This window comes from Streptomyces sp. NPDC006624 (genome assembly GCF_040611555.1).
Classification (GTDB): domain Bacteria; phylum Actinomycetota; class Actinomycetes; order Streptomycetales; family Streptomycetaceae; genus Streptomyces.
Genome location: NZ_JBEXOM010000011.1, coordinates 115,691 through 136,399, shown reverse-complemented (window position 1 = coordinate 136,399; position 20,709 = coordinate 115,691). Strand labels below are relative to the sequence as shown.

Genomic DNA, 20,709 nt, shown 5'->3' with positions numbered 1-20,709 from the left:
ACCGCGGTTCTGCCGGCGCCCCCTCGGCCCCTCGACGGCAGGGCCTCAGGCCAGCGACAGAAAGAGCTTCTCCAGCCGCGCCCGCATCTGCTCCCGGTCCTCCGGGGCGGCCGTGTCACCGTCGCTCAGGCACCTCTGCAGGCCCGTGGCGATGATCGCGAAGCCCGCCCTGTCCAGCGCCCGGGACGCGGCGGCGAGCTGCGTGACCACCTCCTCGCAGTCCCGGCCCTCCTCGATCATGCCGATCACCCCGGCGATCTGGCCCTGCGCCCGGCGCAGCCGGTTCACCACCGTCTTCAGTTCCCCGGCCGCCATCGCCAGTTCCACAGCCCACACCCCTTCACCGATACCCCGGCGGGTATCCTACCGAAGGGGTGACTCACACGAGCAAAGGAAGTGCCCATGTCCCACACCGCCCTCACCGCCGATCAGGCCAGCGCGCGCCTGCACGAGCTGACCGTCATCGACGTACGCACCCCCGGTGAATACGCGACCGGCCACCTGCCCGACGCGCACAACATCCCCCTCGACCACCTCGACGTCGCCCTGCCCACCCTCAGGGAGGCCGCCGGGCGCGGTGACCTGCTGGTCGTCTGCGCCTCCGGCGCCCGCTCCGCGGAAGCCTGCCGGCGCCTGGCCGAGGAGGGCATCGAGGCCGCCACCCTGACCGGCGGCACCAGCACCTGGACGCAGCTCGGCCACGACGTCCACCGCCCGGCCGGCACCCGCGCGCCCTGGGCGATGGAACGCCAGGTGCGCCTGGCCGCCGGGGCCCTCGTGCTCACGGGACTGCTCGCCGGACGGCTGCGGCCCAAGGCACGGTGGATCTCCGCGGGCGTGGCCGGCGGCCTGGTCTTCTCGGCCCTGACCGACACCTGCGGCATGGCCCGCGTGCTCGCCAGGCTGCCGCACAACCGGCCCAGGGCGGCCGACCTGGACGCCACCCTCGCCGCGCTGCGCGGCTGAGGTCCGCACCGCCCGGCGGGCGCCTCAGGCGCTGTCGCTGCCGGTGACGCCGGTGAGCGCCGCCCGGCCCGCCTCCAGCCGGGCCGCCGGGAGCCGGAACGGCGAGCAGGAGACGTAGTCCAGGCCGGCCCGGTGGAAGAAGTGAATGGACGCCGGGTCGCCGCCGTGCTCGCCGCACACGCCCGTCTCCAGGCGCGGGCGGACCGCGCGGCCCGCCTCGACGGCGATCTCCACGAGCCGGCCCACGCCCTCCTGGTCCAGGGTCTCGAAGGGGGACGCGGCGAAGACGCCCTTCTCCAGGTAGAGGGGGAAGAAGGAGGCCTCGGCGTCGTCGCGGGACAGGCCCCAGGTGGTCTGGGTGAGGTCGTTGGTGCCGAAGGAGAAGAAGTCCGCGAGCTGGGCGATCCGGCCGGCGGTGAGGGCGGCCCGGGGCAGTTCGATCATGGTGCCGACCGGGCAGTCCAGGGTCGTGCCCGTCCCGGCGGCGACCTCGGCGAGGACCTGCTCGGTCTCCGTGCGCGCCAGCCGCAGCTCCTCGACCGTCCCGACGAGCGGGATCATGATCTCGGCGCGGGGCCGCCCGCCCTCCCCCAGCCGGTGCACGACGGCCTCGGCGATCGCCCTCACCTGCATGGCGACCAGACCGGGCACGGCCAGGCCCAGGCGCACGCCGCGCAGCCCGAGCATCGGGTTCTCCTCGTGCATGCGCTCCACGGCGGCGAGGAGCTCGCGGTCGTGCGGGTCCGGGTGCGCGGCGGAGGCGAGGCGGACGGCCAGGTCCACGCGGTCGGGCAGGAACTCGTGCAGCGGCGGGTCGAGCAGCCGGATCGTCACCGGCAGGCCGTCCATGGCCGCCAGGATGCCGGTGAAGTCCTCGCGCTGCAGCGGAAGGAGCGCCGCGAGGGCCTCCTCGCGCGCGGTGTCGTCGCGGGCCAGGATCATCGCCTCGACCAGGGCCCTGCGGTCGCCGAGGAACATGTGCTCGGTGCGGCACAGCCCGATGCCCTGGGCGCCGAGCCTGCGGGCGCGGGCGGCGTCCTCGGGTGTGTCGGCGTTGGCGCGGACCTCCAGACGTCGCACGGAGTCGGCGTGGGCCAGGGCGCTCAGCACCGCGCGCGTCAGCGGCCCGGTGGCCTCGCCCGTCTCCAGGCAGCCGCTGACCTCCGACGCGGTCAGGGGCACCGCGCCCAGGTAGACGTTCCCGGCCGTGCCGTCGACGGAGACGGTGTCGCCCTCGTGGACCTCCACCCCGGCCGGGGTGGTGAACTGCCGGGCCGCGGTGTCGACGACCAGGTCCTCGGCGCCGCAGACGCAGACCTTGCCCATGCCGCGCGCCACGACGGCGGCGTGGCTGGTCTTGCCGCCGCGGCTGGTCAGCACCGCCTGCGCGGCGATCATGCCGGGCAGGTCGTCCGGGGTGGTCTCGCGGCGGACCAGCACGGTGTGCTGCCCGGCGGCCGCGCGCCGCCCGGCCGCCTCCGAGTCGAAGACGACGACGCCGACCGCCGCGCCCGGCGAGGCGGGCACGCCGTGGGCGACGGGCACGTCGGTGGTGCGGGTGGCGAAGCGGGGGAACATCAGCCGGGTCAGCTCGTCGCCGTCGACGCGGGCCAGCGCCTCGTCCGCGTCGACCGTGCCGGACGCGCGCAGCTCGTGCGCGATCCGGAAGGCGGCCTCCGCCGTGCGCTTGCCGACCCGGGTCTGCAGGATCCACAGCCGTCCGCGCTCGACGGTGAACTCGACGTCGCACAGGTCGCGGTAGTGGCCCTCCAGGGTGCGCAGACGGTCGCCGAGCTCGTCGTACACCCGGGGGGCGAGGTGCCTCAGCTCGGTCAGCGGCACGGCGTTGCGGACCCCGGCGACGACGTCCTCGCCCTGGGCGTCGGGGAGGTAGTCGCCGTACACGCCGCTCTCGCCGGTGGCCGGGTCGCGGGTGAAGGCGACGCCCGTGCCGGAGTCCGGGCCGAGGTTGCCGAAGACCATCGCCTGGATGTTCACGGCGGTGCCGAGGTCGTCGGGGATGTGCTCGCGGCGCCGGTAGACGCGGGCGCGTTCGCTGTTCCAGGAGGCGAAGACCGCGCGGATGGCGCGGTAGAGCTGCTCGAAGGGATCCTGCGGGAAGTCCTCACCGGTCTCCCGGCGGATGACGGCCTTGAACTCCTCGACGAGGGCGGCCATTTCACCCGCGCCGAGGGCGTGGTCGTCGGTGGCGCCCCGGGCGGCCGTGTGCGCGGCGATGGCCTGCTCGAACAGGGCGCCGTCCACGCCCATGACGGTGCGGCCGAACATCTGCAGCAGCCGCCGGTAGGAGTCCCGGGCGAACCGCTCCTGCCCGGACGCCTTGGCCAGGCCGACGACGGAGTCGTCGTTGAGGCCGATGTCGAGGATGGTCTCCATCATGCCGGGCATGGAGAAGCGCGCCCCGGACCGGACGGACACCAGCAGCGGGTCGTCGGCCCGGCCGAGCCGGCGTCCCATGGCGCGTTCCAGGTCCGCCAGGGCGCTCGCCACCGCGGCGCCGAGTCCGGGCGGCTCCTGCCCGGTCTCCAGGTACGTGCGGCAGGCCTCGGTGGTGACGGTGAAGCCGGGTGGCACGGGCAGGCCGAGCCTAGTCATCTCGGCCAGGCCCGCTCCCTTGCCGCCCAGCAGGCCGGCCATGTCCCGGCCGCCCTCGGCGAACGTGTACACGTACGGGGTCGGTGTGCTCATGGATGGCGTCCCTCGCTCGCGCGGCACGGCGGTGACGGTGCTGCCACCCCACCGCCGGCGTCACGGACAGCTCCGGCCCCCGAGCCGGGGCCGCCGGTCCCGTCCGGCGGGAGCCGGCCGGCCCGTACCCCAGTGTCGACCGGCTCGGCCGGCACCGCACGCGGGCGGTCCGGCCCGCCGGGTGGGGGCCGTTCGGCCCTGGGGGCGGGGGCCGGGGCGGGCGCAGCGTGGAGTGCATGGGGTCGCGGACGCGGATCGCCGTCATCGGCGTCGGGAACGAGTTCCGGCGGGACGACGGCGTGGGCTGGGCGGTGGCCGCCCGGCTGCGGGAACGGGCCGGGAGCGGCGCGCTTCCGCCCGGCACCGTGGTCGCGACCTGCGACGGTGAGCCGGGCCGTCTGATCGGGCTGTGGGAGGGCGCCGGTCTGGCCGTGGTGGTGGACGCGGCGCACGCGCACCCGGGGCGCCCCGGCACGGTCCACCGGCTCGAACTGGACGCCGAGCGCCTCGGCCGGCCGCCGACGACCAGCTCGCACGGGCTCGGGCTCGGCGAGGCCGTCGACCTCGCGCGCGCCCTGGGCCGGCTGCCCGGGCGTCTCGTCGTGTACGCGGTGGAGGGCGCCGACGACTCCCTGGGCACCGGTCTGACCCCCGCGGTCGAGGGCGCCGTGGCACCGCTCGTCGCCTCGGTCGAGGACGAGATCGCCCGCTACCGCTCCGCCGGAGCGAGGTCCGGGCCATGACCGTGCGGCGCTTCGAGGTCCTGGGGATCGTGCAGGGGGTCGGCTTCCGGCCCTTCGTCTACCGCACGGCCGTCGGGCTGGGGCTCGACGGCTGGGTGGCGAACGTCGACGGGCACGTGGAGGGCGAGGTCGCCGGGGACCCGCGCGCCATCGACGCGTTCGCCGCCCGCCTCGGCACCGGGGCACCGCCCCTGGCCCGCGTACGGCGGGTCGGCCTCGCCCGCGGGCTCACCGTCCCCGGCCGGGGCTTCCACGTACGCGACAGCGTCCCCGGCGCCGCGCGGGCGGCGGCCCGCGAGGTCCCGCCCGACGCGGCGGTCTGCGACGCCTGTCTGCGGGAGCTGTACGACCCCGCCGACCGGCGCCACCGCTACCCGTTCATCAACTGCACCGACTGCGGGCCCCGGGCCACGATCATCGACGGCCTCCCCTACGACCGCGAGCGCACGACCATGCGCCGCTTCCCCCTCTGCCCGGCGTGCGCGGCCGAGTACGGCGACCCGGCGAACCGCCGCTTCCACGCCGAGCCCGTCGCCTGCCCCGACTGCGGCCCCCGTCTGGCGTGGGCCGGGCTGCGCGGCGAGGACGCGCTGCGGGCGGCGGCCCGGGTGATCGCCGGCGGCGGCATCGTCGCCCTGAAGGGACTGGGCGGCTACCAGCTGGTGTGCGACGCGGACGACCGGCGCGCCGTGGCCGAGCTGCGGCGGCGCAAGCAGCGCCCGGCCAAGCCGTTCGCGGTGATGGTCAGGGACGTCGAGGCGGCGGCCGCCCTGGCGCGGATCGGCGGCGGCGCGCGTTCGCTGCTCACCTCGCCGGAACGCCCCGTCGTGCTGCTGCCCGCCCGGCGCCGGCACCCGGTCGCGCCCGAGGTGGCCCCCGGTGCGCCGCGGCTCGGTCTCTTCCTGCCGACGACCGGGCTGCACCACCTCCTGCTCGACGGCCTGGCCCGCCCCCTGGTCGTCACCAGCGGCAACCTCGGCGGCGAGCCGATCGCGATCGACGACGACGCGGCGCGCCGCGCGCTCGCCTCGGTGGCCGACGGCTTCCTCACCCACGACCGTCCGATCCGGTCCCGCTACGACGACTCGGTGGTGCGGGTCACGGGCCGGACCCGGATCACCGTCCGCCGGGCCCGCGGCCTGGCCCCGGCGCCGCTGCCCCTCGACGTCCCCACGCCCCTGGCCGGGGCCGGCGCCCAGCTCAAGCACACCTTCACGCTCGCCGCGCACGGCCGGGCCCATCTGGGCCCGCACACCGGCGATCTGTCCGACGCGGCGACCCACGAGGCGTTCCTGCGGGCCTACGACGATCTGAAGCGGCTCACCGGCGTCGAACCGGAGGCGGTCGCGCACGACCTGCACCCCGGGTACCTGTCCACGCAGTGGGCGCTCGGCCTGCCGGTGCGCCGGATCGCGGTGCAGCACCACCACGCGCACGTGGCCGCCGTGGCGGCCGAGCACGGGGTGCGCGAGCCGGTCCTCGGCGTCGCCTACGACGGCCTGGGCCTCGGGGACGACGGCACCCTGTGGGGCGGCGAGGTCCTCGTGGCCGGTCCGGGCGGCGGCTTCTGCCGCGTGGGCCGGTTCGCGACCGCGCCGCTGCCCGGCGGTGACGCGGCCGTGCGGCACCCGTGCCGCACGGCCCTGGGCCATCTGCTGGACGCCGAGGCGCTGGGCACGCCCCGCCCCTCCCCCGGGCTCGTCCGGCGGTTCACCGAGCGCCTGGACCCGGCCGAGGTGCGGGCCGTGAGCGCGATGGTGCGGCGCGGCGTGCGCTGCCCCCGCGCGTCGAGCGCCGGGCGCCTGTTCGACACGGCCGCCGCCCTGCTGGGGCTCGGCGGCCACGTCGGCTACGAGGGCGAGGCGGCGGTGCGGCTGGAGGCCGCGGCCGGGACCGCGACCGGGCACGCCGTACCGCTCGCCCACCGCATCGTGCGGGCGGGCGGCCTGTGGGTGTACGACTCGTCGGCCACGGTGGCCGACCTGCTGGAGCGGCGGGCGGGCGGTGAGCCGGTGCCCGCTCTGGCGGCCGCCTTCCACCGCACGCTCGCGCTCGCCACCGCCGGCCTGGTCGCCCGGGCCGTCGAGGCGGGCGCGCCCCGCACCGTCTGCCTGGGCGGAGGGTGCTTCGTCAACGGGCTGCTGCTGACCGAGGTGCGGCGGCAGCTGCGCGCGCAGGGGCTGCGCGTGCTCGTCGGGGGCGAGGTTCCGGTCGGCGACGGCGGCATCAGCTACGGCCAGGCCGCGGTGGCCGCCGCCCGGCTCGCCGAGGAGAGGTGAACGGTGATGTGCCTGGGCATCCCGGGACGTGTCCTGGAGATCCACGACGACGACGGACTGCGGACGGCCACCGTCGACTTCGGCGGGGTGCGGCGCGAGGTCTGCCTCGACTACACGCCCGGCGCGGACGTCGGGACGTACGTCATCGTGCACGTCGGCTTCGCGATCACCGAGGTCGACGAGGCCGAGGCGCGGCGCACGCTGGAGGTGCTGCGCGCGATGGCGGACGCCGTGCAGACCGAGCTGGGCGAGCCGCTGCCGTGACGGGACGCCCCGGGACCGTCGGGCCCCGCGGCGTGCCCCGTCCGGCCCATCGGCCCACCGCCTCACCGGGGCGAGGCTGAGAGTGCAGAGCTGCCGACGAAAGGCTTGCCATGACCGCCATCCCGGACTCGGGCGAACGGGTGCACGCGCTGCTCACCGACGGCACGACGGTGTGCGTACGGCCGGCGGGGCCGGACGACCGGGAGGGCGTCCTGCGGCTGTACGGGCAGATGTCGGAGGCGAACCTGCGGCGGCGCTTCTTCTCCGTGAGCCGGCGCTCCGCCGAGCAGGCCGCCGCCCGGGTCGCCCAGCCGGAGGGTTCCGGCTACCGGGCGCTGGTCGCCGAGCACGGCGGCCGGATCATCGGCATCGCCGAGTACCAGACCGGGGACGGGTCGCAGGACAGCGCGGAGATCTCGCTCGCCGTCGGTGACGACCGGCACCACCGCGGCGTGGGCACGCTGCTGCTGGAGCACCTGGTCTCCGCCGCCCGCGCGCACGGGGTGCGGACCTTCACCGCGGACGCGCTCGCCGAGAACCACGAGATGCTCAAGGTCTTCGCCGACCTGGGACTGCGCGCCGAGCGGCGGTTCTCGGGACCCGAGGTGCACTGTGTGATCCCGCTGGAGGACACGGAGGACTACCGCACGAGCGTCGAGCGCCGCGGGCAGGCCGCCGACGTGGCCAGTCTGGTGCCGCTGCTGCGACCGCGGTGCGTCGCCGTGGTCGGGGCCGGGCGCAGGCCGGGCTCGGTGGGGCGGGCCGTGCTGCACAACCTGATCACGGGCCGCTACCGGGGCGCGCTGTTCGCGGTCAACCCGGCGGCGACGACGATTCTCGGCGTCCGGGCCCACCCGTCGGTCAGTGCGCTGCCGCAGGTCCCCGACCTGGCGGTGATCGCCGTGCCCGCCGCGGACGTCGCCCGGGTCGCCGAGGAGTGCGGGCGAACCGGTGTCCGCTCGCTGCTGGTCGTCTCCGCGGGACTCGCGGCCGAGCAGTCCCGGGCGCTGCTGGCGGCCTGCCGCGAGCACGACATGCGGCTGGTCGGCCCCAACTGCCTCGGCCTGGCCAACACCGAGGAGGGCGTGCGGCTCGACGCCACCTTCGCCGCCGCCCACCCCGCCCCGGGCAGCGCCGGCGTCGCCGTGCAGTCCGGCGGGGTCGGGATCGCCCTGCTCGGCGGTCTGGAACGGCTCGGCATCGGCGTGTCCAGCTTCGTCTCGCTCGGCGACAAGTACGACGTCAGCGGCAACGACCTGCTCCAGTGGTGGGAGTCCGACGGGCGCACCGACCTGGCGCTGCTGCACCTGGAGTCCTTCGGCAACCCCCGCGCGTTCTCGCGCACCGCGCGCCGCGTCACCCGCCGCATGCCCATCCTGACCGTCGACGCGGGCCGTACCGAGGCGGGCCGCCGGGCGGCCGCCTCGCACACCGCGGCGGCCGCCACGACGACCATGACCCGGCGCGCGCTCTTCGCCCAGGCGGGGATCACCGCCACCCGCACCGTCCCGGAACTGCTGGAGACCGCCGCCCTGCTGCACTCCCAGCCGCTGCCCGCCGCCGGCCGGATCGTCGTGGTCACCAACGCGGGCGGCGCCGGGGTGCTGGCCGCCGACGCCTGCGCGGAGGCCGGGCTGAACCTGCCCCCGCTGCCGCCCGGACTGACCGAGGACCTGCTCGGCGTGCTGCCGCCGGGGGCGAGCGCCGCCAATCCCGTCGACGCGTCGGCCGCGGTCTCCGAGGAGCAGCTGCGCGCCTGCCTGGACCGGCTGGCCGCCCACGACGGCATCGACGCGATCCTCGTCGCGCTGGTACCGACCGCCGTCGCGGCGGCGACCGGCGACGACCTCGTCAAGGCGCTCACCCGGGCGCCCGGGCGGCGCGGCCGCACGACCGCCGCGGTCCTGCTGGACCAGGAGGTCCCGGTCCGGCTGCTGCCCGCGGGCCCCGGCCACGTGCCCGCCTACGCCGACCCGCAGGCGGCCGCCCGCGCCCTGGCCCACGCCGCCGGGCGCGCCCGCCGGCTGGCCCGGCCGGCCGGCACCGTCCCCGCCCTGGACGGCGTGGACACCGCGCGTGCCCGGGCCGTGGCCGACCGGTTCCTGGAACGGCATCCCGAGGGGGCCTGGCTCGATCCGCGGACCTGCGCCGAACTGCTGGACTGCTACGGCATCCCGCAGTCGCCGTGGGCGTGGGCGGAGACCGAGGACGAGGCGGTGCTCGCCGCCGACCGGCTCAAAGGGCCGGACGGGCAGGTCGTGCTGAAGGCGTACTGGCCGGGCCTGGTGCACAAGACAGCCGGGCACGCGATCCATCTGGACCTGCGCGGCGACGCCCAGGTGCGGGCCGCCTTCCGGGACTTCGACGTCCGCTTCGGCCATGTGATGACGGGGGCCGTGGTGCAGCCGCTCGCGCCGCGCGGCATCGAGCTCTTCGCGGGTGTGGTCCAGGACGAGGTGTTCGGGCCGCTGGTGCTGTTCGGGCTCGGCGGCACGGCCACGGAGGTCCTGGCCGACCACGCGGCGCGGCTGGCCCCGCTCACCGACCAGGACGTGCACGACCTGATCACCGCACCGCGCTGCGCCCCCCTGCTCTTCGGACGCGACGGCAACCGCCCGGTCGATCTGGAAGGGCTGCAGCAGTTCCTTCTGCGGCTGTCCCGGATGGCGGAGGACCTGCCGCAGCTGGCGGAGGCGGACGTCAATCCGCTGCTCGCCCGGCCCGAGCGGGTCACCGCCCTCGACGCCCGGATCCGGCTGCTGCCGCGCCGCGCCCACGACCCCTATCTGCGCCGCCTCCGGTGAACGCGCGCAGCACGGAAGGAAGGCGGGAGGCCATGAAGCACAGCAAGGTCGGTGCCCTGATGACGGCCGACGTCGTCCGCGCCGAACACGGCACGCCGTTCAAGGAGGTGGCCCGGCTGCTCGCCGAGCACCGGATCAGCGGCCTGCCGGTGGTGGACGACGACGGGAAGGTCCTCGGGGTGATCTCCGAAACGGACCTGATGACCAGGCAGGCCGAGACTCCCGGCCCGTCCGCGACGCGGCACCGGATCCACCCGCCGCGGTGGACGCCGGGCGCGCGGGCCCGCCGCGCCAAGGCGGGCGCGCGGACGGCCGGGCAGCTGATGTCCCGCCCCGCCGTCACGGTCCGCAGCGACGCGACGGTCGCCGAGGCGGCCCGCGTCATGGCGCGCCACCGCGTCGAACGGCTGCCGGTCGTCGACGACGAGGAGCGGCTCGTCGGCATCGTCACCCGGCGCGACCTGCTGCAGGTCTTCCTGCGGCCGGACGCGGAGATCCGGTCGGCGATCCGCAACGAGGTGCTGGTGCGCGCCCTGTGGCTGACGCCGCAGGCCGTCGACGTGGACGTCCACGAGGGCGTGGTCACGCTCACCGGGACCCTGGAGCGGCGCAGCGAGGTGATCCTGGCGGTGGAGATGTGCCGGCAGCTGGACGGTGTGGTCGCGGTCGTCGACCGCCTCACCTGCCGCTTCGACGATTCCTGGCGGCAGCAGGGCGAGCCGGCCCCGCAGGCGATCACCGATCACTGGCTGCGCGGACTGTGAGGAGGTGCGGAAGCGATGCAGGAGCAGGTACTGGTGGCCTACGGGTCCACCAACGGATCGACGGCCCAGATCGCCGAGCACATCGGCGAGATCCTGGCCAAGGAAGGGCTGGCCGTGGCCGTGCGGCCCGCCTCGGAGGTCACCGACCTGAGGCCGTACGGCGCGGTCGTCCTCGGCGGCGGACTGTACGCGGGCCGCTGGCAGCGCGACGCCCGCCGCTTCGCGCGGCGGCACCGCAAGGCCCTGGCCGACCGGCCGGTGTGGCTGTTCAGCAGCGGGCCGCTGGACCCGTCTGCGTCCGAGCGGGACATCCCGCCGGCGCCCGGGGTGCGGCGGATCGCGGACCGGATCGACGCCCGCGGCCACGTCACCTTCGGGGGACGTCTGGAGGGCGAGGTGAAGGGGCGCGTGGCCCGGATGATCGTCAACTCCGGCAAGGGCGGCGACTTCCGCGACTTCGAGCAGATCAGCCGGTGGGCCGCCATGGTGGCCGGGGACCTCGAGGGCCCCGAGCTCTGACGGCCCGTGCCGCACGACGTGCCGCTCCGGCCGGGCCTCCCGGCCGGAGCCCGTCGCCCAGAAGCAGTACCTCAAGCCGGGCTACTTCGAGAGCGCCACCGTCACCGCCGCCCCCGGCGCCCCCCCCCGCCCCCCCCCCGCCGCCCCCGCCGCGCGCCCCCCCCCCGCCCCCGCGGCCCCCGGCCGGACAGTACGGTGCTGGAACACAGGCCCGAGGCGCCGTGGAGCGCGGGGAGGCGGCATGGCGGACAAGAAGACGGCGAGGCTGCCGCGCAAGGCGTACGAGAGGGAACTGCTGCGCCTGCAGACGGAGTTGGTGAAGCTGCAGGAGTGGGTGCGCGCCGAGGGTGCCCGTCTGGTCGTCGTGTTCGAGGGGCGGGACGCCGCCGGCAAGGGCGGCACCATCAAACGGGTGGCCGAGCACCTCAACCCGCGTGTCGCACGGATCGCCGCGCTGCCGAGACCGACCGAGCGGCAACGCACCCAGTGGTACTTCCAGCGGTACATCGAGCACCTGCCGGCCGCCGGGGAGATCGTGCTGTTCGACCGGTCCTGGTACAACCGGGCCGGCGTGGAGCACGTGATGGGCTTCTGCACCAAGGAGGAGCACCGGCTCTTCCTGCGCCAGTGCCCGATCTTCGAGCGGATGCTGACCGAGGACGGCATCCTGCTGCGCAAGTACTGGTTCTCGGTGAGCGACACCGAGCAGCAGGAGCGTTTCCGGCGGCGTCTGGAGGATCCGCTCCGGCGCTGGAAGCTGTCCCCGATGGACCTGGAGTCGGTGACCCGCTGGGAGGCGTACTCGCGGGCGAAGGACGAGATGATGGTGCACACCGACATCGCCGAGGCGCCCTGGTACGTGGTGGAGAGCGACGACAAGCGCCGCGCCCGGCTGAACATGATCGCGCATCTGCTGGACTCCGTGCCGTACCACGAGGTGCCGCCCCAGGTGCTGGAGCTGCCGGACCGGCCGCCCTCGACGGGCTACCAGCGCCCGCCGCGCGACCTGCAGACGTACGTCCCCGACCACGCGGCGCGCCTGTGACGGACGGTCCGGGGCCGGGGACCGCTCCCCGGGGTCACGGGTGTGCCACGACGGCGACGGGTGCGGCGGCGTGGTGCATCACCGCGTGGGCGACGGAGCCGATGTGCGCGCCGAACGCGCTGCGCCGGATGCGCCGTCCCACGACGATCAGGGAGGCGTCGCCGGCGCCCTTGACGAGATGGCTCGCGGGGCTGCCGCAGCGGGACTCCTCGACCACCTCGACGGCCGGGTACTTGTTCCGCCAGGGGCCGAGCGCGTCGGTGAGCTCCTCGGCGTGCTTGCGCACCAGCTCGTCGTAGAGGCTCACCCCGTCGGCCAGGCCGTAGATGTTGTACGGCGGCAGGTTCCAGGCGTGCAGCACGCACAGGGGCGTGCCGCGGCGGGCCGCCTCCTCGAACGCGAACGAGACGACCGCCTCGTGGTGGCCACGGGTGTCCAGGCCGAGCAGGACCGGGCGGAACGCGGTCGCGGCGGACGGGATGCCGGCCGGGTCCATGGCGTGCTCGTCGGCGGCCTGCTCACCGGCCCGCACCAGGATCACCGGCGCCTGCGCGCGGGCGACGACGGCCTGGCCCACGGAGCCGACGACGAAGCCCGCGACCCCGCTCATCCCGCGGGAGCCGAGAACCAGCAGCTCCGCGTCCCGCGCCGCGTCGGACAGCACGTCGGCGGGACGGCCCTCCTCGTGGACGGTGGTCACCTCCACGCCCGGGTGACGCAGCGCCAGCCCTTCGGCCGTCTCGCGGGGGATCCACTCGGTCCAGTCCTGGACGGTCTCCGGGCCGAGCAGCGGCGCCTGGGCCAGGTGAGCGGGGACGGGCTCCCGGACATGCACCAACCGCACCGGGACATGACGCAGCGTGGCCTCACGCGCCGCCCACTCGGCGGCGGCCCGGCTCTCGGGGGAGCCGTCGAGGCCGACCATGATGGTGCGCGACATGCTGTCCACCTCCTGATGCTTCATCATCCGGGGATCCGGGGATCCGGGGATCCGGGGATCCGGGGATCCGGGGATCCGCCCTCAGGATCGTGCCGGGGCGTGCTCGCCGGGCAGGGGCCGCTGGTCCCCGGCACGGCCCGTTCGGCCCCACCGCCGCGGCGCCGGCCGCACCGCGCGCAGGACGAGTTCCACCAGCAGCACCGTGGACGCGGTGGCCAGGCACACGGCCCACTGGCCGGCGCTGAGCGGGACCGTGCCGAAGACCTCGCGGGCCCAGGGCAGGTGCACGGCCAGCACCTGGACGGCGAGCACCCCGGCCAGGCACCACCACAGGGTGCGGTTGCGCAGCTGGTCGCGGCCGAGGAGCGGGCCGTCGTCGGCGCGCGCGTTCAGGGCGTTGAACAGCTGGAACAGCACGAACGTGGTGAACGCCATGGTCAGAGCGGTGTCCGTGCCGAACGGCGCGCGCGCCAGCCACAGCAGGACGACGGTGCCCACGGCCATGACGGCGCCCGCCCGGCCGATGGCGAGGATCCTGCGGGCGTCGAGGATCCGCTCGCCGGGGTCCCGCGGGGGGCGGCGCATCACGTCGTCGCGGGCGGGGTCGACGGCCAGGGCCATCGCGGGCGGGCCGTCCATGATGATGTTGACCCACAGCAGCTGGGCGGCCGTGAGCGGAGCGGGCAGTCCGGCCAGGGCGGCGCCCAGCAGGGTCAGGATGGCGCCGATGTTGGTGGCGAGCTGGAAGCGCACGAACTTGACGATGTTGGCGTAGATGGCGCGGCCCTCGCGCACCGCCCGCACGATGGTGGAGAAGTCGTCGTCGGTGAGGACCATGTCGGCGGCTTCCTTGGCGACGTCCGTGCCGGTGACGCCCATGGCGACGCCGATGTGGGCGGCCCGGAGCGCGGCGGCGTCGTTGACCCCGTCGCCGGTCATGGCGACGACGTGCCCGCGGCTGGTCAGGGCCCGGACGATCTTCACCTTGTGCTCGGGGGCCACCCGGGCGAACACCCCGATGCCGTCGACGCGCTCGGCGAGCTGCCCGTCGGTCATGGCGTCCAGGTCGGCGCCGGTGGCCACGTCGCCGCGGATGTCCAGCTCGCGGGCGATGGCGGCCGCGGTGTCGGCGTGGTCGCCGGTGATCATCTTGACGGCGACCCCGGCCGAGCGGCACAGGGCCATCGCGTCGCGGGCCTGGGGGCGGGGCGGGTCGGCGATGCCGGTGATCGACACCAGCGTCAGCCCGGTCAGCCCGCCCGGGCCCGGCACGCCGTCCAGGACGGCCGTGGCCGCGCCGAGGACGCGCAGCCCGGCCCCGCCCCAGCGTGCGGTCACGGCCTGGATCTCGCCGCGGTGCCGGTCGTCGAGAGGCTCCGTGCCGTCCTCCGTGAGCACGTCGGAGCACATCCCCAGCAGGACGTCCACCGCGCCCTTGACGTACACGCGGACGCGTCCGCCGGGCCCGGGGTGGAACGTGGCCATGAACTTGGCGGCCCCGTCGAAGGGCACCTCGCCCGTGCGCGGCGCCTGCGACCGCAGCCGGCCGGCGTCGATCCCCGCCTTGGCGGCGAGCACCACCAGGGCGGCCTCGGTGGGGTCCCCGACGAACCCCCGGTCGGTCAGGCGCGCGTCGTTGCACGCGGCGAAGGGCAGCACGGCCTCCCGCAGGGCCTCGGCGGGCGCGGCGGCCGAGGAGCCGGCGGGGCGGACGGCACCCGTCGTCGCATATCCCTCGCCGGTGACCTCGTACAGCCGCCCGGCGCTCCACAGGGCCCGCGCCGTCATCTCGTTGAGGGTCAGCGTGCCCGTCTTGTCGCTGCACACCACCGTCGCCGCCCCCAGCGACTCCACCGACGCCAGCCGCTTGACGATGGCGCCGCGGCGGGCCATGCGGTAGACGCCCAGGGCGAGTGTCAGGGCCAGCACCGCGGGCAGCCCCTCGGGAATGGCCGCCACGGCCAGGGCGACGGACCGCAGCGCGATGTCCGCGAGCGCCTCCCCGTGCAGCAGGGCGACGACCGCGTAGGCGACGACGGCGACGCCGCTGAGCACGGCGAGCCGCCGGCCGAGGCTGTCCAGCTGGACCTGCAGCGGGCTCGGCGGCTCGGCGCCGGAGCGCAGCGCCTCGGCGATCGCCCCGAGTTCGGTGCGCATCCCGGTGGCCGTGACGATCATCTCGGCACGGCCGCGGGTCAGCGCCGTGTTCATGAACAGGACGCTGCCGCGCTCGGCCACCGGCAGCGGCGCGTCCGCGCCGGTGGCGACCGCGGCCGCGCTCTTGGGCACGGGCTGGGACTCGCCGGTCAGGGCCGCCTCGGCCACCTCCACGGACTCCGCGACGGTCAGCCGGCCGTCCGCGGGGACCCGGTCGCCGGCCTCCAGCAGGACCATGTCGCCCGGGACGAGCGCCGCCGCCTCGATCCTCTCCTCCACACCGTCCCTGCGGACCCGGGCGGTCGGCACGAGCATCCGGCGCAGCGCCTCCAGGCTGCGTTCGGCACGCCGCTCCTGCAGATAGCCGAGCACGGCGTTGATCTGCAGGACGACGGTGATGACGACGGCGTCCCGGAAGTCGCCCAGGGCCGCGGCCACCACGGCCGCGATCAGCAGGATGCCGATCAGCCAGTTGCGGAACTGGTCGAGGAACTTCAGCCATTCGGGGCGCCGGGCCGGCTCCGCGAGCCGGTTCGGCCCGACGGCTGCGAGGCGTTCCTCCGCCTCGCCCGCGCTCAGCCCGGTCGCCGGATCGACACCGAGGTGCGCGGCCACCCGGGCGGCCTCCAGCCGGTAGGCGTCCGGGACCGCGGCGGGTTGCCGAAGGGGGGCCGTCCGTGTGACTTCGGCCGTCGGCTGACCATCCATGTCACTCCTTGTCGTGGGGCGACGGCCGGGACGGGACGGCGGCAGCCTCCGGTCTCCGGGCACCCGCCCGGCGAGCTGCTCCTGCGCATCCAGACTGGACGGCGCCCCGCGCCGGGCACAGGGCCGGAGGGGCTCGGTGGCGGCGCCGACCGGCCCTAGCGGGCTCCGGCCGGGCTCAGGGCTGCTTCACCGGCACGGACCACACCAGGCACACGCCGCCGCCGGCCGGGCTGGTCACCTCGAACGTCCCGTGCAGCTGCTCGGCGCGTTCGGCCATGTTGCGCAGGCCGCTGCGGCGTCCGCCGGGCGGGATGCCGACGCCGTCGTCGGTGACCGAGAGGCGGACCTCGCGGCCGTCGGTCTCCAGGGCCACCTCGGCCCGTTCGGCCCGGGCGTGGCGGGCGATGTTGGTCAGCGCCTCCGACAGGACGGCGACCACGTGGTCGGCGATCTCCTTCGGCACCTGCGTGTCCAGCAGGCCCTCCATCCGCAGGCTGGGCGCGAAGCCCAGCACGGGCGCGTTCTCCCCGACCACGTGCACCACCCGTGCGCGCAGGCCGGAGCGCGCCGCGTCCTCACGCGAGCGCAGCCCGAAGATCGTGGACCTGATGATCTTGATGGTCTCGTCGAGGTCGTCCACCGCGCGCATGACGCGCTGCGAGGCCTCGGGGTGCTCGATGAAGCGTCCCGCGCTCTGCAGCGTCATGCCGGTGGCGAACAGCCGCTGGATGGCGAGGTCGTGCAGGTCGCGGGCGATGCGGTCGCGGTCCTGGAGCATGGCGATCTGCTCGACGTCCCGGCGGCGCTCGGCGAGCTCCATGGCGACGGCGGCCTGCGCGGCGAACGCCTGCAGCGGCTCGGTCTCCTTGTCCGTGAACGCCGGGCTCCCGGCCTCGCGCACCAGCAGCGCCACTCCCCGCACGCCCTCGCCGGTGCCGATGGGGACGGCGACGGCCGGCCCGAGTCCGGTGACGCGCGCCGGGTCGGCGGACAGGCTCTCGTCGGCCGACAGGTCGGCGCTGGTGACGGGGCTGCCCCCGGAAAAGGCCCGGCCGATCAGGCTGCCCTGCACCGGCAGCACCCGCCCCCGGTGCGCCCCGGCTCCCTCGCCGAGGGCGAGTTCCACGGTGAGCGACCCGGTGCCCTCCACCGGCACCGCGACCACCGCGAGAGCGGCGGCGGTGATCTCCCGCGCGCGTTCGGCGATCAGCCCGAGGACCTCGCCCCGCTCGCTGCCGGACATCAGGCTCTGCGTGATCTCCGCGCTGACCTGCAGCCAGCGCTCGCGCAGCCGCGACTCCTCGTACAGGCGGGCGTTGTCGATCGCGACGCCCGCCGCGACCGCCAGTGTCGCGAGGACCGACTCGTCCTCCTCGTCGAACGCCGCTCCGCCGCGCTTCTCGGTCAGGTAGAGGTTGCCGAAGATCTGGTCGCGCACCCGGATCGGGACGCCCAGGAAGGTGTTCATCGGCGGGTGGTGGGCCGGGAAGCCGTAGGACGCCGGGTGCTCGGAGATCTTCTCCAGCCGCAGCGGCTCGGGGTGGCGGATCAGCTCCCCCAGGATGCCGTGGCCCTCCGGATAGTGGCCGATCTCGGCGATCTGCTCCTCGGAGACGCCCTCGGTGAGGAACTCCGACAGCCGCTCGCCGTCCGGGGTGATCACACCGAGGGCGGCGTACTCGGCGTCGACGAGCACGGCGGCGGCCTGCACGATGCTGCGCAGGGCCTGTTCCAGGTCCAGTTCACGGCCTACCGAGAGCACCGCCTCCAGCAGGCTGTGCACCCGGTCGCGGGTGCCCCTCGCGGCGTCCAGCCGCGCCTGCAGCTCCTCCAGCAGCTCGTCCAGCCTGAGCTGCGGCAGCCGGACGCGGGCATCCTCGGATTCGCCGGAGCTTGTCACGGGTGGTCCTCCAGCTCCCCTTCGCCGTCACCACGCCCGCAGCGCCCCGGAACACGTGGGAGTCGTCACCCGGGCCTGGGGCTCCGGGCGGCGATGGCCGGGCCGGGTCGTACCGACGGTGGTCTTCCGCCCCCTCATTGTCGTCCCCGGCGGCGGTCTTGACCAACGCTGCCGGTCAGCGGGCGTCAGTGGCCTTCCGGCCTGGTCCTGTCCTGGGCCTGGGTGGCGATGACGGCGGCCTGGATGCGCCGCTCGACGCCGAGCTTGGCGAGGAGGCGGGAGATGTGGTTCTTCACCGTCTTCTCGGCGAGGTAGAGCCGCTGGCCGATCTGGCGGTTGGTCAGACCCTCGCCGATGAGCGCCAGGATCTCCCGCTCGCGCGCCGTCAGGCCCGGCAGCGCCTCGGGTTCCGCCCCGGGCTGCTCGCCGCCCTCGCGCAGCCGGGCCATGAGCCGGGCCGTGGCGGCCGGGTCGAGCAGCGACTGGCCGAGGGCCACGGTGCGCACGGCGGAGACGAGGTCGGAGCCCTGGATCTGCTTCAGCACGTATCCGGACGCCCCGGCCATGATCGAGTCGAGCAGCGCCTCCTCGTCGTCGAACGAGGTGAGCATCAGGCAGACCAGATCGGGCAGGCGCGAGCGCAGCTCCCGGCAGACGCCGACGCCGTCGCCGTCGGGCAGCCGCACGTCCAGTACGGCGACCCGGGGCCGCAGGGCGGGGACGCGCGCCAGGGCCTGCTCGGCGGTGGCGGCCTCGCCGACGACGGTGATGTCCGGCTCCTCCTCCAGCAGGTCGTGCACCCCGCGCCGCACGACCTCGTGGTCGTCCAGCAGGAACACCCGGATCGGGTCGTCCGGGCCGGGCCGCTGCTCGCTGTCCGCCATCGGAGGGCTCCTTCCGCGTCCGGCGCCGGTGCCCGGCCGTGAGCGGCGCCGGCGTCCCTCCGGATCCTTCTCGCTCCCGCGCCCCGTGGCCAGGGCCGGTCGGCCCCGACCTGCGGGAGACCACCCGATCGGCCCTCACCGCGGTGGCGGCCGGTCAGTCGCCGCCGCGGGCCGGTGCCGGGCCCGGAGGTCCTTCCCGGATGTCGCGGCCGCTGATCTCGACGGCGTCGATGCAGACCCACATCTCGCGCCGGCCGCCCGCCCAGGGCGTGCTGCGGGCCGCGTCCCGCAGCCGGCTGAGGGCCTGCGGGTCCGAGACGCCGTGGGCCCGGCCGCGCACCAGGACGCTCCAGCCGCGGCTGAACGCCTCGTCGAGGTGGTCGACCTCGAACGCCACGCGGGTGCCGAGCACCTGTGCGGGGACGGTGCCGGGGGCGGTGCGGAAGGCGATCGTGCGGTCGACGACGGTGTAGTTGACGGGCAGGACCGTGGGTCCGCCGGCGCTGACCAGGGCGAGTCTGCCCACGCCGTGCGCGCCCAGCCGGCTCCAGCACTCCTCGGCGTCGAGCGTCACCAGTTGCGGTCGCCGGCCCGCCCCGGCCAGGCCGGGCGGCAGGTCGCTGTCGCCCCCGGTGAGCGTGGTCAGGGTGGTCTCCAGCGCCCCGGCGAGCTGGAGCAGCGCGCCGCGCCCCGGCGTGGGGGCGCGGGACTCCTCCAGGTAGCGCAGATAGCTGGTGGCCATGCCCGCGCGCCGGGCCGTCTCCTCCTGCGTCAGACCGAGTTCCGCGCGGCGCGCGGCGACGCGGCGCCCCAGGTCGCCCCGGACCTGCATGTGGTGCTGCACGAGTCCGTCGCCTCCTTCTCCCCTCGCGCCGTCATGCCGCCGGGACGGCCAGCTCGTCGTGGCGCGGCTCGCCGAGCACGACCTTGAGCGCGCCGGTCTCGCCGGCGTGCGCGAAGACCTCGTAGGCCTCCTCCATGCGGTCCAGCGGGAAGGTGTGGGTCACCAGGGGCGAGGTGGGCACGCGTCCGGCGGCCGCCATCCGCAGCAGCGTGGGCGTGGAGGACGTGTCGACCAGTCCGGTCGTGATGGTCACGTTCTTGATCCACAGCTCCTCGAGGTGCAGGGTCGCGGGCTCGCCGTGGACGCCGACGTTGGCGACGCGTCCGCCGGGCCGCACCATCCGGGTGCACATCTCGAAGCTCTCCGGCACGCCCACGGCCTCGATCACCACGTCGGCGCCCAGGCCGCCGGTGAGGTCGGAGACCAGCTGCTCGGGGCCCTCGCCCGCGGGGACGACGGCGTCCGCGCCGAGCCGCCGGGCGGCCTCCAGCCGGGATTCGGCGAGGTCCACGGCGATGATCCGCTCGGGCGAGTACAGCTTGGCGGTGAGGATCGCGGCGAGTCCGATGGGCCCGGCTCCGACGACGGCGACCGTGTCCCCGGGCGCCACGGCCCCGTTGATCACGCCCACCTCGTAGGCGGTCGGGAAGATGTCCGCGAACAGCACGGCGTCCTGGCTGGTCAGGGTGCCCGGCAGGGGGTGCACGGACAGGTCGGCGTACGGCACGCGGACGTACTCCGCCTGGGTGCCGTCGATCAGGTGGCCGAGGATCCAGCCCCCGCCGCCCTGGCACTGGCCGTAGGCGGCCTGCCTGCAGAAGCGGCAGCGGCCGCAGGCGGTGATGCAGGAGACGAGGACCCGGTCCCCCGGCCGCACGGTGCGTACGTCGCTGCCGGTCTCGACGATCTCGCCGACCGCTTCGTGCCCCAGCACCGTCCCGGCGGGCACCTCGGGCACGTCGCCCTTGAGGATGTGCAGGTCCGTCCCGCAGATGGTCACGGCGTCGACCCGGACGACGGCGTCGGTGGGATCCTTGATGCCCGGGTCCGGGACCTCCTCCCAGGCGGACTTGCCGGTGCCGTGGAATACGAAGCCCTTCATGAGCTGCCTCCCTGGGCCTTGGGCCGTTCGGCGTGACTGCTCGGAACCGTCGGGCGCACGCGGCGCCCCCTGCGGGCGCCG

At 75.5% G+C, this 20,709-nt stretch carries 16 protein-coding genes; 8 read left to right on the top strand and 8 right to left on the bottom strand.

Going from position 1 to position 20,709, the window contains the following annotated elements; translation table 11 throughout:
• Nucleotides 1-45 precede the first annotated feature (45 nt).
• Nucleotides 46-327, bottom strand: a complete 282-nt coding sequence (locus ABZY20_RS21640; RefSeq protein ID WP_356443132.1) for a metal-sensitive transcriptional regulator — start codon at nucleotides 325-327, stop codon at nucleotides 46-48.
• Nucleotides 328-402: 75 nt separating this feature from the next.
• On the opposite strand from ABZY20_RS21640, the gene ABZY20_RS21635 reads away from it, so the two are divergent.
• The gene (locus ABZY20_RS21635; protein WP_356443131.1) at nucleotides 403-966 is read left to right on the top strand and encodes a rhodanese-like domain-containing protein; all 564 of its coding nucleotides are present in this window, start codon (nucleotides 403-405) and stop codon (nucleotides 964-966) included.
• A 24-nt stretch (nucleotides 967-990) separates the two neighbouring features.
• Here ABZY20_RS21635 and ppdK read toward each other — a convergent pair whose 3' ends face one another.
• Nucleotides 991-3,675, bottom strand: a complete 2,685-nt coding sequence (gene ppdK / locus ABZY20_RS21630; RefSeq protein WP_356443130.1) for a pyruvate, phosphate dikinase — start codon at nucleotides 3,673-3,675, stop codon at nucleotides 991-993.
• 236 nt (nucleotides 3,676-3,911) lie between these two features.
• On the opposite strand from ppdK, the gene ABZY20_RS21625 reads away from it, so the two are divergent.
• The 7 genes from ABZY20_RS21625 to ppk2 all read left to right on the top strand — a co-directional run bounded on the left by ABZY20_RS21625 (nucleotide 3,912) and on the right by ppk2 (nucleotide 12,093).
• Nucleotides 3,912-4,418: a hydrogenase maturation protease gene (locus ABZY20_RS21625; RefSeq protein ID WP_356443129.1), complete on the top strand. Its 507-nt coding sequence runs from the start codon at nucleotides 3,912-3,914 to the stop codon at nucleotides 4,416-4,418.
• Nucleotides 4,415-6,697 carry a carbamoyltransferase HypF gene (gene hypF / locus ABZY20_RS21620; RefSeq protein WP_356443128.1) on the top strand — a complete coding sequence of 761 codons (2,283 nt, stop codon included), beginning with the start codon at nucleotides 4,415-4,417 and terminating at the stop codon, nucleotides 6,695-6,697. The genes ABZY20_RS21625 and hypF overlap by 4 nt, the downstream gene beginning before the upstream one ends.
• Before the next feature lie 6 nt (nucleotides 6,698-6,703).
• Entirely contained in the window at nucleotides 6,704-6,961 is a 258-nt protein-coding gene (locus tag ABZY20_RS21615; protein WP_356443127.1) for a HypC/HybG/HupF family hydrogenase formation chaperone, read from the top strand.
• Nucleotides 6,962-7,071: 110 nt separating this feature from the next.
• The gene (locus tag ABZY20_RS21610; RefSeq protein WP_356443126.1) at nucleotides 7,072-9,765 is read left to right on the top strand and encodes a GNAT family N-acetyltransferase; all 2,694 of its coding nucleotides are present in this window, start codon (nucleotides 7,072-7,074) and stop codon (nucleotides 9,763-9,765) included.
• Between the two features lie 32 nt (nucleotides 9,766-9,797).
• Entirely contained in the window at nucleotides 9,798-10,529 is a 732-nt protein-coding gene (locus tag ABZY20_RS21605; protein ID WP_356443125.1) for a CBS domain-containing protein, read from the top strand.
• A gap of 15 nt (nucleotides 10,530-10,544) precedes the next feature.
• Entirely contained in the window at nucleotides 10,545-11,048 is a 504-nt protein-coding gene (locus ABZY20_RS21600; protein WP_356443124.1) for a flavodoxin domain-containing protein, read from the top strand.
• Nucleotides 11,049-11,289: 241 nt separating this feature from the next.
• Complete coding sequence (gene ppk2 / locus ABZY20_RS21595; protein ID WP_356443123.1) at nucleotides 11,290-12,093, top strand: polyphosphate kinase 2; 804 nt, start codon at nucleotides 11,290-11,292, stop codon at nucleotides 12,091-12,093.
• Between the two features lie 34 nt (nucleotides 12,094-12,127).
• On the opposite strand, the gene ABZY20_RS21590 is transcribed toward ppk2, so the two are convergent.
• From ABZY20_RS21590 to ABZY20_RS21565, 6 genes are all read right to left on the bottom strand, one after another.
• Entirely contained in the window at nucleotides 12,128-13,033 is a 906-nt protein-coding gene (locus tag ABZY20_RS21590; protein WP_356443122.1) for a universal stress protein, read from the bottom strand.
• Between the two features lie 81 nt (nucleotides 13,034-13,114).
• Nucleotides 13,115-15,898 carry an HAD-IC family P-type ATPase gene (locus tag ABZY20_RS21585; RefSeq protein WP_356443121.1) on the bottom strand — a complete coding sequence of 928 codons (2,784 nt, stop codon included), beginning with the start codon at nucleotides 15,896-15,898 and terminating at the stop codon, nucleotides 13,115-13,117.
• Nucleotides 15,899-16,073: 175 nt separating this feature from the next.
• On the bottom strand, nucleotides 16,074-17,798 hold the full coding sequence (locus ABZY20_RS21580; RefSeq protein WP_356443120.1) for a GAF domain-containing sensor histidine kinase: 1,725 nt from the start codon (nucleotides 17,796-17,798) through the stop codon (nucleotides 16,074-16,076).
• A 185-nt stretch (nucleotides 17,799-17,983) separates the two neighbouring features.
• Nucleotides 17,984-18,682: a response regulator transcription factor gene (locus ABZY20_RS21575; RefSeq protein WP_356443119.1), complete on the bottom strand. Its 699-nt coding sequence runs from the start codon at nucleotides 18,680-18,682 to the stop codon at nucleotides 17,984-17,986.
• Nucleotides 18,683-18,836: 154 nt separating this feature from the next.
• Complete coding sequence (locus ABZY20_RS21570; protein WP_356443118.1) at nucleotides 18,837-19,526, bottom strand: pyridoxamine 5'-phosphate oxidase family protein; 690 nt, start codon at nucleotides 19,524-19,526, stop codon at nucleotides 18,837-18,839.
• Between the two features lie 31 nt (nucleotides 19,527-19,557).
• A complete protein-coding gene (locus ABZY20_RS21565) occupies nucleotides 19,558-20,628 on the bottom strand; it encodes a zinc-dependent alcohol dehydrogenase family protein (RefSeq protein ID WP_356443117.1) in 1,071 nt (356 codons plus the stop codon).
• Nucleotides 20,629-20,709 lie beyond the last annotated feature (81 nt).

What these genes read in the sequence shown, in the direction of transcription:
- ABZY20_RS21565 (WP_356443117.1), bottom strand. Translation starts at nt 20,628, where the DNA reads ATGAAGGGCTTCGTATTCCACGGCACCGGCAAGTCCGCCTGGGAGGAG.
- ABZY20_RS21585 (WP_356443121.1), bottom strand. Translation starts at nt 15,898, where the DNA reads ATGGATGGTCAGCCGACGGCCGAAGTCACACGGACGGCCCCCCTTCGG.
- ABZY20_RS21635 (WP_356443131.1), top strand. Translation starts at nt 403, where the DNA reads ATGTCCCACACCGCCCTCACCGCCGATCAGGCCAGCGCGCGCCTGCAC.
- ABZY20_RS21590 (WP_356443122.1), bottom strand. Translation starts at nt 13,033, where the DNA reads ATGTCGCGCACCATCATGGTCGGCCTCGACGGCTCCCCCGAGAGCCGG.
- ABZY20_RS21575 (WP_356443119.1), bottom strand. Translation starts at nt 18,682, where the DNA reads ATGGCGGACAGCGAGCAGCGGCCCGGCCCGGACGACCCGATCCGGGTG.
- ppk2 (WP_356443123.1), top strand. Translation starts at nt 11,290, where the DNA reads ATGGCGGACAAGAAGACGGCGAGGCTGCCGCGCAAGGCGTACGAGAGG.
- ppdK (WP_356443130.1), bottom strand. Translation starts at nt 3,675, where the DNA reads ATGAGCACACCGACCCCGTACGTGTACACGTTCGCCGAGGGCGGCCGG.
- ABZY20_RS21600 (WP_356443124.1), top strand. Translation starts at nt 10,545, where the DNA reads ATGCAGGAGCAGGTACTGGTGGCCTACGGGTCCACCAACGGATCGACG.
- ABZY20_RS21625 (WP_356443129.1), top strand. Translation starts at nt 3,912, where the DNA reads ATGGGGTCGCGGACGCGGATCGCCGTCATCGGCGTCGGGAACGAGTTC.
- hypF (WP_356443128.1), top strand. Translation starts at nt 4,415, where the DNA reads ATGACCGTGCGGCGCTTCGAGGTCCTGGGGATCGTGCAGGGGGTCGGC.
- ABZY20_RS21605 (WP_356443125.1), top strand. Translation starts at nt 9,798, where the DNA reads ATGAAGCACAGCAAGGTCGGTGCCCTGATGACGGCCGACGTCGTCCGC.
- ABZY20_RS21615 (WP_356443127.1), top strand. Translation starts at nt 6,704, where the DNA reads ATGTGCCTGGGCATCCCGGGACGTGTCCTGGAGATCCACGACGACGAC.
- ABZY20_RS21610 (WP_356443126.1), top strand. Translation starts at nt 7,072, where the DNA reads ATGACCGCCATCCCGGACTCGGGCGAACGGGTGCACGCGCTGCTCACC.